We start from the raw sequence: 16,312 nt of genomic DNA on the forward strand, positions 1-16,312 counted from the left end.
CTTCCGGCCAGCATGTTCTGGCCGGCCGGGACCCAAGGCGGGTGCTGCGGCCTCCACTGCCGCATATGCTACGGGCGCACCGCGCAGCCACGGCGGCTTTCGCCTGCCGGTGCGCCGCCATGCCGCCATGGCGGGCCGGGCGACACGGCGATCCGGCTCATGCCATGGGATTGCGGGCGGTACGGAACAGGGCAACGGCATCCATCAGGCGGTTCGCCTGATCACGCAGGCTGCCCGACGCTCCCGCCATTTCCTCCACCAGCGAGGCGTTTTGCTGGGTCGCCAGATCGAGTTCCGAGACCGAGACGGTCACTTCGCCAATCCCCTGTGTCTGCGCACGCGACGCCGTGCTGATTTCGCGGATCAGGGCCGCCACGCTCTTGACCTCGTGCACCAGTTGCCCCATGGTTGCCCCGGCGTCCTGGACTTGCTCCACCCCCTGTGCCACCTTGCCCATGCTGGCATCAATCAGTTGCTTGACCTCCTTGGCCGCTTCTGCGCTGCGCTGTGCCAGCATGCGCACCTCGGCTGCAACGACGGCGAATCCGCGCCCTTGCTCGCCCGCGCGGGCGGCCTCCACGGCAGCATTGAGGGCCAGCAGATTGGTCTGGAAGGCGATCCCGTCGATCACGCCGATGATGCTTCCGATGCGGCGCGAGCCCGCGGCAATGTCCTCCATGGTCTGCACCACGCCGCCAACCACCTGGCCGCCATGCTCTGCCGACCGGCTGGCGGTCGCCGCCAGTGCCGTGGCTTGGTGGGCATGCTCTGCGTTCTGCTCCACGGTGCCGTGCAGCTGTGCCATGGTCGCCGCGCTGTGCTGCAGCCGCGTAGCCTGCAGTTCGGTGCGCTGTGCCAGATCGGTGTTGCCCGAATCAATCTGCGCCGAGCTGGCGGCAATGGTTTCTGCCGACGAGCGCACCCCGCGGACGATCTGTGCCAGGGCTATCTGCATATCTGCCAGCGAGGCCAGCACACTGCTGTGGTGCACCCCCACATCCAGCGCGACCTCGCTCAACTCGCCTGCTGCCACGCGCTGGGCCACCGCCCGCAGCTCGGAGGGGTCGGCGCCCAGCGCACGCGTCAGGCTGCGGGTGATGCGCCAGGCAAGCACCCCCGCCACCACCAGGGCCAGGCCGCAGGCTGACAGCAGAAACGTCTTTTCGGACACATAGGTACGTGCTGCCGCATCCACGTTGGCATCGCCCTGGACGCGGATGTAGGCCACGTATGCGCTGGTCCTGCGCATCAATTCGGCTAGCAGGGGGCGGCATTCATCGCTCAGCTTGCGGATGGCCGCTTCGCGCGAGCCTTGCAGGGTCAGCTCGACAATCGCCAGTGCCACGGGGCCATAGCGCGCCTCGATCTGCTCCATGGCAGCAAACAGCGCGCGCTCCTCGCTGGAGACTTCCGGTGCTTGCACCAGGGTGCGCAGCCGCCCCAGACGCTCCTGCACCCGCTCGTGGGCTTGCGCCACGGCCTGCTTTTCCACCGCGATATCGGCGTCTTCCGAGACCAGCAGCAGGTTGCGGGCAGCCACCGCACGGGCATCGGCCGCAGCCTGTACCTCGCGCGCCAGACCGGCCCGCCGGAAATCGTTGGATACAAAGTGCTCGAAGCTTTCCTGGGTGGAGGCGATGGTGCGCATGGCCATCCCGGAAAGTCCAAACAGAATCAGCATCAAAAGACCAAAAGACAATAGCAACTTGTTTTTGATTGACATTGGAAAACCTGGTCTTCAAGAAAAAAATCAGTTCATCAGAACGGTTGAAAAAGCGCTATATCCACGGCCGGACCCGGCTTCACCGGTACAACCTGCCTTCCGCTGCGCCCTGAAAGAAGGGCATGGCGGGCCAGGCTTGCAGCGGTTTTTCCCCGTTGTGCCAGGGCCTCCGCTGCTGTCGGCGGGCACCGCGTACCGAGGTGGCGCCCAACTTTGTAACAATCAATGTACTGGACAAACTCATGTTTGTCCTAGACAATTTGACCTATTCCCTGAATTGACCATGTCTATCTCTGCCCCGTCCGATTGCAGTCCATCCGTGCAGGATGGCGCTTCCATGCTGCACATCGCTGCAGTGGAACGCGAAACCGGCATTGCCAAGGACACGCTGCGCGTCTGGGAAAAACGCTATGGTTTTCCGCAGCCTTTGCGCGATACCACAGGAGACAGGGTGTATGCCGCCAGCCAGGTTGCCCGGCTCAGGCAGATTCGGCAGCTGCTGGATGCAGGCATGCGTCCAGGCAAGGTGGTCGGCCTCGGCGCAGAGGCGCTGGCACGTTTGCTGGCCGAAACCTCCGTGAACGAGTTGTCTGATTTGTCCAGGACAAAAAATGCTGTCGCACCGCCCGCCCAGTCCGTATCCGACTTCCTGGACCTGATTGCCGGGCATTCACCCCAGGCATTGCGCCATGCCCTGGCACATGCCCAGTTGCGCATGGGCGTGGCGCCGTTTGTTACGGAGCTGCTCGCTCCGTTGAACCAGGCCGTCGGTGAAGCCTGGGTGCAAGGGCGTTTCAAGGTGTTCGAGGAGCATTTCTACACCGAGGTGATCGGTTCCCTGCTGCGGGAGACGATTGCCTCGCTCGCTCCCCTGGCCAGCGCCCGGCGTCCCAAAGTGCTTTTGACCACCTTGCCGCCGGAGCAGCACGGCCTGGGCCTGCTCATGGTGGAAGCCCTGCTGACGCTGGAAGGCTGTTGCTGCGTGTCGCTGGGGACGCAGACACCGTTGGAGGATCTGGCGCATGCAGCGCACGCCCACCACGTGGATCTCATCGCCCTGAGCTTCAGCAGCGTGCACCCCGAATCCCTCGTGCTGGACAACCTCCAGGCCTTGCGCAACCAGCTGCCGCAGCCGCTCGGGCTGTGGGTCGGCGGCGCATGCCCCGCGCTCTACCGGCACCCCATCGCCGGTGTCGTGCCAGTGGGGTTGCTGACCAACATTCCCGGTGCGGTGGCGCGCTGGCGGCGCCGGGAGACTGAAACACACAACACAAGGACCACCAGAACATGACCATGCTTCTTCTGCGACGCACACGGCCCTGGGTGCCGACCGCCTGGTCCCTGCACGCACGGCTGCTGTGCTGGCTGGCAATCGGTCTGGCCTGCACGGCCCTGCTGGCGGGCTGTGCCAACACCCATCCTCCGCAGGGGATGCAGCCCGTCCAGGGATTCGATTTTGCACGCTACCAGGGGCGATGGTACGAGCTGGCGCGCCTGGACCATGCGTTCGAGCGCGGCATGGACAATGTCTCGGCACGCTACACCCCCCAGCCGGACGGCAGCGTCCAGGTGGTCAACCGTGGCCGCATCGCTGCCACCGGCGTGTGGCGTGAGGCCACGGGCAAAGCCCTGTTCACAGGGGCCGCCAGCACGGCTTCGCTGAAAGTGTCTTTCTTCGGCCCGTTCTACGGTGGCTACCACGTGGTGGCGCTGGACCCGGATTACCGCTGGGCCCTGGTCGTGGGCGAGAACACCCGCTATGCCTGGATTCTGGCGCGCGACACCAGCCTGCCGCCCGAGACCCTGGATGGCATTGTCCAGCGCGCCAAGGCACTGGGCATCGACACGCATGCGTTCATCTGGGTGTCCCACACCCATGCAGACCCCACCGGGCGGCCCTGAGGTTCCATGTCCATCCCGATTCCTTCCCCCTCGGCCCCGTCCGGTCCCATCGCCATCATCGGTGCCGGCCTGGCGGGCCTGGCCTGTGCACAGCTTCTGGCCCGGGCCGGGCACAGCGTGCACGTCTTCGACAAAAGCCGGGGGGCTTCGGGCCGGATGAGCACGCGGCGCGGCACCGACGCCGGCGCCCACTGGCAGTGCGACCATGGTGCACCCTCTTTCCAGGCCCATGACGCCGATTTCCGCGCCCAGGTCCGGAGCTGGCAGGAAGCGGGCGCCACGGCCCCATGGCCAGGCAGGATAGGGCTCCACGATGGTGAACGTCTTCGGCTGCAGGACAACGCGCCGCAGCGCTTTGTCGGCACCCCGCGCATGACGTCCCCCGCCGCGCACATGGTGCGCGGCATGCAGGACATGCCCGATCCGGTGCGCTTTCAATGGCAGACCACCGTTGAACCGCTGCAGACTGCGGCCGGGGAGGGCGCTGGCTGGGCGCTGCACAGCCCCGAGCATGGCGCCGCACCACAGCGCTATCGGACCGTGCTGCTGGCCGTGCCCGCGCCGCAGGCGGTGGCTCTGCTGGAAGCCGTGGCGCCCGAGGCGGCCCGGCTTGCCCGCAGCGCCCGCATGCGGCCCTGCTGGTCGGTCATGGTGCGCTGCGCCGGGCCGGTTCCCATGGCGGTGGACGGCTGCGTCGTCGAGCACAGCCCCTTGCGCTGGATTGCGCGCGACAGCAGCAAACCCGGCCGCAGCGGCCCCGAAACCTGGCTGCTGCAGGCCTCCCACAGCTGGAGCGAGGCCCACCTGGAAGACGATGCCCAGACGGTCACTGCAGCCCTGCTGCAGGCCTTCGCGCGGCTCGGTGGCCCCAGCCCGGCCAGCGTGCAGGCGACCTCCCACCGCTGGCGCTATGCCGACGCCACGCAGCCGCTGCATGTGGACTGCTGGTGGAGCCCTGCGTCTGGCCTGGGCCTGTGCGGAGACTGGCTGCACAACGGCACCGTGGAAGGAGCCTGGCTGAGTGGCCGCAGCCTGGCACGCGCCGTCCATGCGGCAGGGCAGCGCCACGCCGCCTGAGCTCCCACCGAAAGGGCGCCATGCACCGCAAGCCCCATCTGCCGCAAAAGTGCTGCCAGCGCTGCGGGCGCCCTTTTGCATGGCGCAAAAAGTGGGCCCGCGTCTGGGATGCGGTCCTGTACTGCTCGGAACGCTGCCGTCGCCAGCGCAACCGGCCGCCATCGCCGGGAGCGCCGCCATGAGCACAGTGCTGCTCTGGTTCCGCAGCGACCTGAGGCTACACGACCAGCGCGCGCTGCAGCGCGCGTGTGCCCTGGGGGCGAAACACCTGCTGCCCGTGGTGTGCCTGCCCGATGTGCATGCCACCACCCGCTGGGGCTTTGCGCGCATCGGCCCGCACCGGCTTGCCTGGTGGGCCTCCGCCGTGGAGCAGCTGCGCCGGCAGTTGCAGCATCTGGGCTGCCCGCTCTGGATACTGGACGAACCTGCTGCCAGCGCCTTGCCGGCACTCGCACGGACCGTGGGCACCCGCACTGTGGTGTGCGAAGAGATTGCAGCACCCGAGGAGCAGGCGCAGGTTACCGACCTGCGTGCGGCAGGCCTGCAGGTCCAGACCGTATGGCACAGCAGCCTGCTCGATCCCGACCACCTGCCCTGGCCGCCACTGCAACTGCCCCCCGTTTTCACTGCGTTTCGCCAGGCGATTGAAAGCGCCGGGCTGCAGCCTGCCGCGCCCCTGCCGTCGCCCACCGCGCTGCCGCCATGGCCACCCGGCATGCCCGGGCAATGCACCGATGCTCCGGCACAGGCCCTGGCCGCGCTGGCCGGGTCGGTGCCTGCCGCCGATGGACGCAGCGCGTTCCCCTATCTGCAGCACGGGCTGCACGGCGGTGAAGCGGCGGCATTGGCCCACCTGGCGCAGTACCTGGCCCGGCATCTGCCCCACAGCTACAAGCGCACGCGCAACGGTCTGCTCGGGCTGGACTTTTCCAGCAAATGGTCGCCCTGGCTGGCCACGGGAGCGCTCTCACCCCGGCAGGCGTGGGCGCAGCTGCGGCAGTTCGAGGCCATGCACGGCGCCAGCGATGGCAGCTACTGGCTGTGGTTCGAGCTGCTGTGGCGCGACTATTTCCGTCTGCTGCACCTGCAGCACGGCCGCGCACTGTACCGGTCGCGCGGGCTGGGGCCCGTGCGCGCCACGCCGCACGATGGCCGCCGTTTTGCGGCATGGTGCGCCGGACAGACGGGCCAGCCGCTGGTGGACGCGGCCATGCGCGAGCTGGCGGCCACCGGTTACCTGGGCAACCGCCTGCGCCAGGTGGCAGCCAGCTACCTCATACATGAGCTGGGCTGCGACTGGCGTGCCGGGGCGGCATGGTTCGAAGCGCAACTACTGGACTATGACGTCTACAGCAACCAGGGCAACTGGCTCTACATCGCCGGCCGGGGCACCGACCCGCGCGGCGGCCGGCGCTTTGATCCTGTGCGACAGGCCGCCACCTGGGATCCCCAGGGAACCTACCGGCGCCGGTGGGGGACAGCATGACACACGCTACATCCCCCCGCGCGGCCCCCTGGCCAGCCCGCACCCTGCGGCTGGTGCTGGGCGACCAACTCAACCCCGGGCACAGCTGGTTCCAGCAGGTGGACGCGCAGGTGGTCTATGTGCTGATGGAGGTGCGCCAGGAAACCGACTACGTGCTGCACCACGCCCAAAAAATACTGGCGATTTTTGCGGCCATGCGCGATTTTGCGCGCCAGCTGCGTGCCGCCGGCCACCGCGTGCGCTATGTAGCGCTGGAGAGTGCCAGCAACCGCCAGTCCATCCCCGGCAACCTGCAGGCGCTGGCCAGGCACTACGGTGCCCGCAGCGTGCAATGGCAGCAGCCCGACGAATGGCGGCTGGATGCCCAACTGCAGGCCTGGGCTGCCACCCAGCCGCTGGCCTGGGACATAGTGGACAGCGAACACTTTCTGACGGCACGTGGCGAGCTGGCCGCACTGATGCAGGGGCGCCGCCAGTGGCTGATGGAGCATTTCTACCGCCACATGCGCCGCCGCCACCGGCTGCTGCTGGATGCCGACGGCCAGCCCGAAGGCGGGCGGTGGAACTTTGACCACGACAACCGCAAGCCCTGGCCGGGGACTCCGCCGCAGCCGCCCGACTGGCGCCCGACACACGATCACAGCGGGCTGTGGGCAATGCTGCAGCGCTGTGGTGTGGACAGCTTGGGCCAGCCACAGGCCGCAGCCCTGCGCTGGCCGCTGAACCGCGCCGAGGCGCTGGCTTGCCTGGAAGCCTTCATCGCCCAGGCGCTGCCGCACTTCGGCGACTATGAAGACGCCATGGCCAGCCAGGCGCCACGCCTCTTCCATTCACTGCTCTCGTTTGCGCTGAATGTGAAAATGCTGCAGCCGCTGGAAGTGATCCGCCGCGCCGAAGCAGCCTGGCGCGGCGGCCAGGCCCCGCTGGCGGCGGTGGAGGGCTTTGTGCGCCAGATACTGGGCTGGCGGGAGTACGTGCGCGGCATCTACTGGTCATGCATGCCGGGCTACGAGAACCGCAACGCTCTGGGCCACCACCTGCCGCTGCCGCGCTGGTTCTGGACGGGCGATACCGGGATGCGCTGCCTGCAGCTGTCCATACGCCAGTCGCTGCAGACCGCGCATGCCCACCACATCCAGCGGCTGATGGTGATTGGCAATTTCGCCCTGCTGGCCGGCCTGGATCCGGTCGCGCTGCACCGCTGGTACCTCGGCATCTACATCGATGCCTTCGAGTGGGTGGAACTGCCCAACACCCTGGGCATGAGCCAGAGCGCCGATGGCGGCCTGATTGCCACCAAGCCCTATGTCAGCGGGGCTGCCTACCTGCAGCGCATGACCGACTACTGCCGGGGCTGCGCCTACGACCCCCGGCAAAGGACGGGCCCGCGTGCCTGCCCCTTCAACGCCCTGTACTGGGATTTCTTTGACCGCCACAGCACCGCTTTGCGCGACAACCACCGGCTGACGCTGGTGTACCGCCAGTGGCAGAAGATGCCCCCGCAACAGCAGGAGGCCCTGCGCGGGCAGGCCCGTCAGCTGCGCGGGCGGCTGGATGCGCTGTAACCCCACGCACGAGGCCTGCCATGCAATCGCTTCCCACTGCCTACCGTGCCATTGTGATCGGAGCCTCCGGTGCCATCGGCGGCGCCATGGCTGCGCAGCTGAGCGCCGATCCACGCTGCGCCGAGGTGTGTGCGCTCAGCCGCCGCAGCGATCCGGCGGTCGACCTGGTCGCCGGGCACAGCATCGCCAGCGCCGCGCAGGCATTGGCGCATCGCGGGCCCTGGCACCTGATTGTGCTGGCCACCGGCATGCTCTGCGGTCCGACAGGCGGCCCCGAGAAACGCCTGGCCGACCTCAACGCTGTGCACCTGGCGGCCAGCTTTGCCACCAACACCATCGGCCCAGCCTTGGTGCTGGCCCATTTCGCGCCCCTGCTGGCGCGCGGCGAGCGCAGCCTGTTTGCAGTGCTGTCGGCCAAGGTGGGCAGCATCGGCGACAACCGGCTGGGTGGCTGGTACAGCTACCGCGCCTCCAAGGCAGCGCTGAACATGCTGCTCAAGACCGCATCGATCGAGGTCGCCCGCACGCGTCCCCAGGCCGTGCTGGCCGCGCTGCACCCCGGCACCGTGGACTCGGCCCTGTCGGCCCCGTTTCGCGGGGCGCAGATCGGGCGTCCGCCCGCAGAGGCCGCACATGACCTGCTGGTGCTGCTGGACGGCCTGCAACCCGAAGACAGCGGCGGCTTCTGGGCCTACGATGGCCAGCGCCTTCCCTGGTAAGGTCTTCGCCACTGTCCACCAAGGAGAACACCATGCGTATCCTATTGACTGGCGGCACCGGCCTGATTGGGCAGGCCCTGTGCCGGCACTGGCAACGCCAAGGCCATGAGCTCTGGGTCTGGAGCCGCAACCCGCAGCAGGTGCCGGCGCTGTGCAGCGGCGCACAGGGCGTCGCGAGGCTGGAGGCGCTGGATGGCAGACCGCCAGTGGACGCCGTCGTCAACCTGGCAGGCGCCCCCATTGCAAGCCATCGCTGGACTGCGGCAAGGCGCGACCTGCTGTGGCGCAGCCGCGTGGACCTGACGCGCACCCTGGTGGACTGGATGGGGCGCCAGACCACGGTGCCGCCGGTGCTGATCTCGGGCTCTGCCACGGGCTGGTACGGCGACGGCGGGGAGCAATGGCTGTCCGAAGACAGCATGCCGGGTCGTACGGACTTCGGCAGCCGCCTGTGTATGGCGTGGGAGCAGGAGGCGGAGCGCGCGCGCCAGTGGGGTGCGCGGGTTGTGCTGTTGCGCACGGCACCCGTGCTTGCGCCCCACGCAGGCGTGCTGGCGCGCCTTCTGCCCCCGTTCCGGCTGGGGCTGGGGGGCACGCTGGGCAACGGCCGGCAGTGGATGCCGTGGATACACATCGAGGACCAGGTGGCCCTCATCGACCACCTGCTGCACAGTGACACCTGCAGCGGCCCCTACAACGCCTGCGCGCCGCAGGCGGTGCGCAATGCCGAATTCACCCGGATCCTTGCGCGGACGCTGGGCCGCCCGGCCTTGCTGCCTGTGCCGGCCTGGGCGCTGCGTCTGGCGCTGGGGGAGATGTCGGTGCTGGTGCTCGGCGGCCAGCGGCTGGTGCCGCAGCGCGCCCGGGAAGCGGGCTTTTCCTGGCGCCACCCGGAACTGCCGGCAGCGCTTGGGCAGTTGCTGGCCCCGCCCTGAGGCAGCCACCCCGGCGCTGACGCCGTCAGCGACCGGGGTGTCAGTCGCGGAAGTTGTTGAACGACAGCGGGTGGTCCGCCAGGTCCTTGCGGATCAGCGCCATGGCGGCCTGCAGATCGTCGCGCTTGGCGCCGGTGATGCGCACGCTCTCGCCCTGGATGGAGGCCTGCACCTTCATCTTGCTGTCCTTGATCAGCTTCTGCAGCTTCTTGGCCAGCTCGGACTCGATGCCGTTCTTGATCTTGACGACCTGCTTGACCTTGTCGCCGCCCACCTTCTGGGGCTTTTCGATGTCCAGGAAGCGCACGTCCACATTGCGCTTGGTGAGCTTGTTGCGCAGCAGGTCTTCCACCTGTTGCAGCTGGAACTCGGCATCACCGTACATGGTGATTTCCTTGTCTTTCAGTTCCACGGCAGCCGATGTGCCTTTGAAGTCAAAACGGGTGCCAATTTCCTTGGAGGCGTTTTCGACGGCGTTCTTGACTTCGACGAAGTCGGCTTCCAGCACGGTGTCAAAAGAAGGCATGGGGTCACTCTTTCCTTGAATGGGGTTCACGGGGCCATCCGCCGGCGGCGCCATGGGCGGCATGCGGCGGTGCGACAATTGCAGGGATGTTAGTCGAGAAAAACACCCCCCTGCAGGACTGCAACACCTTTGGCATCGTGGCCAGTGCCGACACGCTGGTGCGTGTGCGCAGTGTGGCCGATGTCCAGGATTTTGCCGCCAGTCCCGTCTACCGCGGACGGCGCAGTTTTGTGCTGGGCGGCGGCAGCAATATCGTGCTGACCGGGGATGTGGTGCGCGCGGTCGTGGTGAAGGTGGAAATCCCGGGCATCCGCCTGCTGGAAGAGACCGAGCGCCACTGGATCGTGGAAGCCGGCGCCGGCGAGCGCTGGCACGATGTGGTGGCCTGGACCGTGGCCCACGGCTATCCCGGGCTGGAAAACCTGGCTCTGGTGCCCGGCACCGTGGGTGCGGCGCCGGTGCAGAACATCGGTGCCTACGGCATCGAGCTGCAGGACCGCTTCCATTCGCTGGACGCCGTGGACCTGCGCAGCGGCGCCGTGTTCTCGCTGGATGCAGGGCAGTGCGCCTTCGGCTACCGCGACTCGGTCTTCAAGCATGCGCCCAGCAGCAACGGCCTGGGCATGGGGCTGGCGGGCTGCGCCGTGATCACCACCGTGCGCCTGGCCCTGCCCAAGCCCTGGAAGCCCGAGCTGAGCTATCTGGACCTGCAGCGCCGCCAGCAGGAAGAAGGGGTGGAACAGCCCACGGCGCAGCAGATCTTCGACTGGGTCTGCGCCATCCGCCGTGCCAAGCTGCCCGATCCGGCCGTCATCGGCAACGCCGGCAGCTTCTTCAAGAACCCCACGGTCAGCGAAGACCAGTGCCGCGACATCCTGGCGCGCGAGCCCAAGATCGTGCACTACCCCATGGACGACGGCAGCATCAAGCTGGCGGCCGGCTGGATGATCGATGCCTGCGGCTGGAAGGGCAAGTCCTTGGGCCATGCCGGCGTGTACGACAAGCAGGCCCTGGTGCTGGTCAACCGCGGCACCGGCGGCGTCAACGTGACCGGCGGCGAGGTGATGACCCTGGCCAGCGCCATCCAGACCAGCGTCTACGAACGCTTCGGCATCCGGCTGGAACCCGAGCCGGTGGTGGTATAAGCGCGGGTGCTTTCCAGCTCTCCTGATCTCCAGGCTGCCGCGCCGTGTGCGGGGCATGCCCCTGAGCTGAACGCAACCCAACTGGCCTTGCCCGGCGCTGTGCCGGGGCCGGGCCGGCCGCCTTATTCGCCGGCCATCACCCGGCGGCGCAGCGCGGCCACATCCAGCACGCTCAGGCTGTGTGCCCCGGTCTTGCGCACCAGGCCTTGTTTGGCCAGCGCATTCAGGGCGCGGGTCACCTGTTCGCGATTGGCGCCGATCATGCTGGCCAGAATGGCGTGCGAAGGCAGGGGCTGCAGGTGGGCCTGTCCCTGCGCGTCGATGCCGGCGGCCTCGCACAGGCGCAGCAGCTCGGCATGCAGGCGGGCGGGCACGCCCAGGGTGCTCAGCTGCACCACCCGCTCGCTCAGGCGCCGGATGCGGGCGGTGAGCGAATGGATCACCCGGTGGGCCAGCAAGGGCTCCTGGTGCAGCAGTTCCGTGAAGGCATCGCGGTCCAGCGTGGCCAGCACCGTGGGCTCCAGCGTGGTGCCGAAGGCCGTGCCGCTGTGGCCTTCCAGCACGGCAATATCCCCGATGTGCGACCCCGCACCGCGTTCGCTGAACGACACCTCCTTGCCGTTGGCGGAATAGGTGGCAATGCGCAGGCTGCCGGAGCAGACAAACGCCACCTGCTGGTTCTGCAGCAGCTGGGTGTGGGGCTCCAGCACCCACCATGCGCAGCGGTTGGCAATGTGCTGCAGGCAGGCGGGACTGAGGCCGCGGAACAGTTCGATGGACTGCAAGGCCAGTCCGGAGCGTGGGGTCGAAGGCTGCATGGGGACCAGCCCGCGTGCCGTGGGCGCGCAGGCAAGCAAAGACCTGAAAGATCTGAATGGACTCAAAGGCGTGCCGGTGGCGCAGGCCGTGGGCTGCACGGCCTGCGCCACCGGCACGGGGTCAGTGGACCGAGGTGCTGGCATCGCCGCTGGGGATCAGGCCGGCGCGCAGCGCCTGGGCCGCTTCGGCGCGCACCGTGGCGCGGTCCAGGTGGCTGGCTGCGCTGGGGGCGATGTACATCTGATCGCCCTGCATGGCCAGGGTTCCATGGTCGCGTGCGGCCTGGGTGTCGGCCTGCACCTGGGCGCGGCTCAGCGGCGTGCCGCCCTGGGGCAGTGGCGGCCAGTCGCTGCCTTCACCGGCAGGGCCGCCGGCAAAGGCGGTGCCGGCAGCACAGGCCAGCAGGGACAGGGTCAGGATGGTGCGAGGGGATGGCATAAGGATTCTCCGGTTCTGGTGGTCAACATGCGTGGGAGGCCTCCATGCATGGCTGCAGTGTCGACCGCGCAGTGCCCGTGTGTATGTGCCAAAACGCACACTTTCGCGCGAAAGCGAACCAGAGGAACAGGTGGAGAGAATGCCGGGCGAAATGCCGGAGCCAATGCTGGGCGGAATACCGGGCCGGCAGCCCGGGGCCATCGCCCATGGGCCCATGAAAAAAGCCGCCGGCATGGGCCAGGCGGCTTCGGGGGTGGCGGCTGCATGCCCCAGGCGTGCAGCGTGCGCGCGGCTTACTTCTTCCAGTAGCCGGGGCGGATCAGCAGGCTGTGGATACGGTAAGGGGCTTTTTCTTCCACGGCGATGTCCATGGGCACAAAAGCCTTGTCGCACTGCAGCAGGTAGCCGGAGGCGTAGGAGGTGGGCACGCGCATCTGGGCGGCCACGCGGCAGGCGCCCACGCTCTGGTGCACCTGTTGCAGCACTTCCTTCATCTGCTCGGGCGTGACCTGCTTGTTGAACTCTTCGGAGAAGCTCTTGCTGTCCGGCAGGGCGGCCTTGCCTTCAAAGGCGGCAAAGATGGACTGGAAGCGTTGGCCCAGTGCCTTTTCCGCGGCGGGATTGGGCTTGGGGGCTTGCTGCTGTTGCTGTTGCGGTGCAGCAGCGTCGGCCGGGGCGGGCGCAGCGGCAGGGGCCGGATCGGCGGCAAAAGCAGGGGCTGCCAGGGCAGCGGCCAGGATGAACAGGGCCGGTTGGCTCCAGCGGCGGGTAGAACGGGACATCAGCGCTCCTTTGCGCAATTACGTTGGTTGCCACTGTAGCCGCTGCCAGGGTGCACGGGGTAACTCTTCGTTTTGGTAGCGGCCTGTGTACGGTTTTGCGGCATTTCAACGACAAAGCTGTTGGAGATCAAGGCTGCACAGGCACTGACTGCTCATAAAAAAAGCCGCTGCAGGGGCAGCGGCTTCCGTGTAAACCCTGATTTTTCGGACCAGGGCTGGCAGAACTTACTTCTTGTCGCCGCCCAGCTGGGGCAGGGCGCTGGTGCTGCTCACGCTCAGCAGGCCGGCCTTGGCGTAGATGGCCAGCTTGTCGCGGGTGTCGATCAGGTCCAGGTTGCGCATGGTCAGCTGGCCGATGCGGTCCACCGGGCTGAACGGCGCGTCTTCCACCTTCTCCATCGACAGGCGCTCGGGCGCGTAGGTCAGGTTGGAGGATTCGGTGTTCAGGATGGAGTAGTCATTGCCGCGGCGCAGCTCCAGCGTCACGGTGCCGGTGATGGCGCGGGCCACCCAGCGCTGTGCGGCTTCGCGCAGCATGATGGCCTGGGGGTCGAACCAGCGGCCCTGGTACAGCAGGCGGCCCAGCTTCAGGCCGTTCACTCGGTACTGCTCGATGGTGTCTTCGTTGTGGATGCCGGTCACCAGGCGCTCGTAGGCGATGTGCAGCAGGGCCATGCCGGGGGCTTCGTAGATGCCTCGGCTCTTGGCTTCGATGATGCGGTTCTCGATCTGGTCGCTCATGCCCAGGCCGTGGCGGCCGCCGATGCGGTTGGCTTCCAGGAACAGGGCCACGGGGTCGTCAAAGCGCTGGCCGTTCAGAGCCACGGGGCGGCCTTCTTCGAAGGTGACCGACACTTCCTCGGCCTTCACTTCGACTTCCGGCTTCCAGAACGCCACGCCCATGATGGGGTTCACGATGCGGATGCCGCTGCTCAGCTGCTCCAGATCCTTGGCTTCGTGGGTGGCGCCCAGCATGTTGGAGTCGGTGGAGTAGGCCTTTTCGACCGACATCTTGTAGCCGAAGCCTTCCTTGATCAGGAATTCCGACATTTCGGTGCGGCCGCCCAGCTCGTTGATGAAGGCGTTGTCCAGCCAGGGCTTGTAGATCTTCAGCGCCGGGTTGGTCAGCAGACCGTAGCGGTAGAAACGCTCGATGTCATTGCCCTTGAAGGTCGAACCGTCACCCCAGATGTTGACGTCGTCTTCCTTCATGGCGGCCACCAGCATGGTGCCGGTCACGGCGCGGCCCAGCGGGGTGGTGTTGAAGTAGGTGATGCCACCGGTGCTGATGTGGAAGGCGCCGGCCTGGATGGCGGCAATGCCTTCGTTGGCCAGCTGGGTGCGGCAGTCGATCAGGCGGGCCTTTTCGGCGCCGTATTCCATCGCCTTGCGGGGGATGGCGTCGTAGTCCTCTTCGTCGGGCTGGCCCAGGTTGGCGGTGTAGGCGTAGGGCAGGGCGCCCTTGTTCTTCATCCAGCGCAGGGCGGCCGAGGTGTCCAGGCCACCGGAGAAGGCAATGCCGACCTTCTGGCCGACGGGAACGTTTTGCAGGATGGTTTCCATGGTGTGCTTCTCAATCAAAAGACAGCTGCTGGTGCGCGCGGCGAGCTCGGGGCTCTCAGCGTGCCAGCGGCCAAAAACGGGTGCAACGACCGGCTGTGGCGATCGCAGGGGCGTCGCAATGCCGCCCCCGGCGCTCAGGCGTAGTGGCAGATGTAGTGGTAGGCCTCGTCCACACGGATGTCGAACTTGGAGTTCGCAGGGATGTGGAAGCTCTCGCCCGCCACGGACTTCTTCCATTCATCGCTGCCGTCCAGCTTGTACTCGCAGGCACCGCCCACGCATTCCATGATCTCGGCGGCGGCCGTACCAAAGGTCAGCGTGGCAGGCAGCACCACACCGACGGACTTCTTGGTGCCGTCGGCCAGGGTGAAGCTGTGGCTCACGCATTTGCCGTCAAAGTAGACATTGGCCTTGGTGGTCAGGGTGACGCCGGAGAATTGGTCGGTGCTCATGGAGTAATGCGCGCGGTGCGACAAAGGTGGTCGAAACCGGCCATTTTAGGCCAGCGTGGCGCTGGACGGGCGCGAAGGGGCGCACAAGAAAAAGCCCCTGCCGGAAAGCAGGGGCTGGATGGGGCATGAGCAGGGGGATTGACGGAGGTCTTGGCGGGGCAAGGGCGGCTGCCGCAGCGTGTTGCGCGCCCCGTGCCTGCGCCTCAGTAGCCGTAACCGTAGCCGCGCGGCTGGGGGCGGCCCGGATAGGGAGGGTAGGCGGGGTAGCCCGGATAGCGCGGGTCCACATTCACATCCACCACGATGGGGATGTTCGATTGCGGCGCCTCGTAGGTGATGCTTTCGGTCACCGTCACGCCGGCCGGGGCCGAGCTGTAGGTGCCGCTGGGGCCGACAAAGCCGCTGCCGGTCACCGACGAGCTGCTGTAGCTGCCGCGGGGCTGTACCTGCACCGGCACCCAGCGGCCGGGATCATGGTCCATGCGGGCGGTGTAGCGGCGGCCGGCGTATTCATAGGTCACGTCGTAGCCCACGGTGCGGTTTTCGTACACCGTCTCGTTGGTGCAGCGGCGCACCGTCTGGTAGGCCGGCGTGCCGCCGTTCATGCCTTCCACCTGGTTGCCGATCAGGCCGCCGGCCACCGCGCCGATGACCGTGGTGGCGCCCCGGTTGGAGCCGTAGTACTGGCCGTGGCGGCCGTAGTGGCCGCCTGTGCCCAGGGCATTGCCGGCGACGCCGCCCACCAGCGCGCCGATCACAGCGCCGGCGCCCGACGTCTGCTGGCCGCGGTAGACGGGTTCATCGCCGCAGACCTGCTGCGGTATGCCCACCTGCTGCACCACGGGGACGGATTGCAGCACGCGGCCACGTTCCTGGGCGTTGGCAGTGCCGCAGGCCAGGCCTGCCGCGGCGGCCAGCGTGCCCCAAGTCAGCCAATGTGTGATCCTCATGGAATGCTCCTTGTCCAATCTGTGTGCCACGGCGCTCCGGAGACCGGCTGCCTTGGCTGTCTACAACGCAGGGCGCCAGCCCCGTGTTGACATGGGCGCTGCTTGCGCTGTCCCATGCCTTGCAGTCTAGACCCGGTGTGTGAACGCTTGCCCGGGCCGGGGTAAAGTTGCGCAAAGCCCGTGTGAGGGTGTGCAACCGGGCTGCTGTGCGCCCGGGCGGCGGCGGTCTA

General features: G+C 67.4%; 17 protein-coding genes. 9 read left to right on the top strand and 8 right to left on the bottom strand.

Annotated features, from left to right (window positions below; translation table 11 throughout):
- Positions 1 to 157: 157 nt before the first annotated feature.
- Positions 158 to 1,723 carry a methyl-accepting chemotaxis protein gene (locus tag KW830_RS01300; RefSeq protein WP_218331693.1) on the bottom strand — a complete coding sequence of 522 codons (1,566 nt, stop codon included), beginning with the start codon at positions 1,721 to 1,723 and terminating at the stop codon, positions 158 to 160.
- Here KW830_RS01300 and KW830_RS01305 point away from each other — a divergent pair.
- Genes KW830_RS01305 through KW830_RS01340 form a run of 8 tightly spaced genes read left to right on the top strand, consistent with a single transcriptional unit; the run spans position 1,647 to position 9,407 of the window.
- Positions 1,647 to 3,014, top strand: a complete 1,368-nt coding sequence (locus KW830_RS01305) for a MerR family transcriptional regulator (RefSeq protein ID WP_255578027.1) — start codon at positions 1,647 to 1,649, stop codon at positions 3,012 to 3,014. The two genes, KW830_RS01300 and KW830_RS01305, sit on opposite strands and share 77 nt — an antisense overlap.
- 2 nt (positions 3,015 to 3,016) lie before the next feature.
- Complete coding sequence (locus tag KW830_RS01310; RefSeq protein WP_218332581.1) at positions 3,017 to 3,625, top strand: lipocalin family protein; 609 nt, start codon at positions 3,017 to 3,019, stop codon at positions 3,623 to 3,625.
- 6 nt (positions 3,626 to 3,631) lie between these two features.
- A complete protein-coding gene (locus tag KW830_RS01315; protein ID WP_218331696.1) occupies positions 3,632 to 4,702 on the top strand; it encodes an NAD(P)/FAD-dependent oxidoreductase in 1,071 nt (356 codons plus the stop codon).
- 20 nt (positions 4,703 to 4,722) lie between these two features.
- Positions 4,723 to 4,884, top strand: coding sequence for a DUF2256 domain-containing protein (locus KW830_RS01320; protein WP_192333671.1), 162 nt, complete (start codon positions 4,723 to 4,725; stop codon positions 4,882 to 4,884).
- Entirely contained in the window at positions 4,881 to 6,188 is a 1,308-nt protein-coding gene (locus KW830_RS01325; protein WP_218331697.1) for a DASH family cryptochrome, read from the top strand. Before KW830_RS01320 ends, KW830_RS01325 begins: the two co-directional genes overlap by 4 nt.
- Positions 6,185 to 7,753 (top strand): cryptochrome/photolyase family protein, encoded by a 1,569-nt coding sequence (locus tag KW830_RS01330; RefSeq protein ID WP_218331698.1) that lies wholly within the window; start codon positions 6,185 to 6,187, stop codon positions 7,751 to 7,753. Before KW830_RS01325 ends, KW830_RS01330 begins: the two co-directional genes overlap by 4 nt.
- A 20-nt stretch (positions 7,754 to 7,773) precedes the next feature.
- Entirely contained in the window at positions 7,774 to 8,472 is a 699-nt protein-coding gene (locus KW830_RS01335) for an SDR family NAD(P)-dependent oxidoreductase (RefSeq protein WP_218331699.1), read from the top strand.
- Positions 8,473 to 8,504: 32 nt separating this feature from the next.
- Positions 8,505 to 9,407: a TIGR01777 family oxidoreductase gene (locus KW830_RS01340; protein WP_218331700.1), complete on the top strand. Its 903-nt coding sequence runs from the start codon at positions 8,505 to 8,507 to the stop codon at positions 9,405 to 9,407.
- Between the two features lie 40 nt (positions 9,408 to 9,447).
- Here the strand turns inward: KW830_RS01340 and KW830_RS01345 are convergent, their stop codons facing one another.
- Positions 9,448 to 9,933, bottom strand: coding sequence for a YajQ family cyclic di-GMP-binding protein (locus KW830_RS01345; RefSeq protein WP_066533969.1), 486 nt, complete (start codon positions 9,931 to 9,933; stop codon positions 9,448 to 9,450).
- Between the two features lie 86 nt (positions 9,934 to 10,019).
- Here KW830_RS01345 and murB point away from each other — a divergent pair, with 86 nt between their 5' ends.
- A complete protein-coding gene (gene murB / locus KW830_RS01350) occupies positions 10,020 to 11,078 on the top strand; it encodes a UDP-N-acetylmuramate dehydrogenase (RefSeq protein ID WP_066533413.1) in 1,059 nt (352 codons plus the stop codon).
- Positions 11,079 to 11,200: 122 nt separating this feature from the next.
- Here murB and KW830_RS01355 read toward each other — a convergent pair whose 3' ends face one another.
- The 6 genes from KW830_RS01355 to KW830_RS01380 all read right to left on the bottom strand — a co-directional run bounded on the left by KW830_RS01355 (position 11,201) and on the right by KW830_RS01380 (position 16,082).
- The gene (locus KW830_RS01355; RefSeq protein ID WP_192333680.1) at positions 11,201 to 11,896 is read right to left on the bottom strand and encodes a Crp/Fnr family transcriptional regulator; all 696 of its coding nucleotides are present in this window, start codon (positions 11,894 to 11,896) and stop codon (positions 11,201 to 11,203) included.
- Positions 11,897 to 12,017: 121 nt separating this feature from the next.
- A complete protein-coding gene (locus tag KW830_RS01360) occupies positions 12,018 to 12,335 on the bottom strand; it encodes a DUF4148 domain-containing protein (RefSeq protein ID WP_066533405.1) in 318 nt (105 codons plus the stop codon).
- Between the two features lie 293 nt (positions 12,336 to 12,628).
- Complete coding sequence (locus KW830_RS01365; RefSeq protein WP_066533403.1) at positions 12,629 to 13,117, bottom strand: hypothetical protein; 489 nt, start codon at positions 13,115 to 13,117, stop codon at positions 12,629 to 12,631.
- Between the two features lie 225 nt (positions 13,118 to 13,342).
- Positions 13,343 to 14,680, bottom strand: a complete 1,338-nt coding sequence (gene argG / locus KW830_RS01370) for an argininosuccinate synthase (RefSeq protein WP_066533967.1) — start codon at positions 14,678 to 14,680, stop codon at positions 13,343 to 13,345.
- A 134-nt stretch (positions 14,681 to 14,814) separates the two neighbouring features.
- Positions 14,815 to 15,132, bottom strand: a complete 318-nt coding sequence (locus tag KW830_RS01375; protein ID WP_066533965.1) for a pyrimidine/purine nucleoside phosphorylase — start codon at positions 15,130 to 15,132, stop codon at positions 14,815 to 14,817.
- A 203-nt stretch (positions 15,133 to 15,335) separates the two neighbouring features.
- Positions 15,336 to 16,082 carry a glycine zipper 2TM domain-containing protein gene (locus KW830_RS01380; RefSeq protein ID WP_066533400.1) on the bottom strand — a complete coding sequence of 249 codons (747 nt, stop codon included), beginning with the start codon at positions 16,080 to 16,082 and terminating at the stop codon, positions 15,336 to 15,338.
- Positions 16,083 to 16,312 lie beyond the last annotated feature (230 nt).

The sequence above is a fragment of the Comamonas sp. CMM03 genome (genome assembly GCF_019218715.1).
In the GTDB taxonomy this organism is placed as follows: Bacteria; Pseudomonadota; Gammaproteobacteria; order Burkholderiales; family Burkholderiaceae_C; genus Comamonas; species Comamonas terrigena.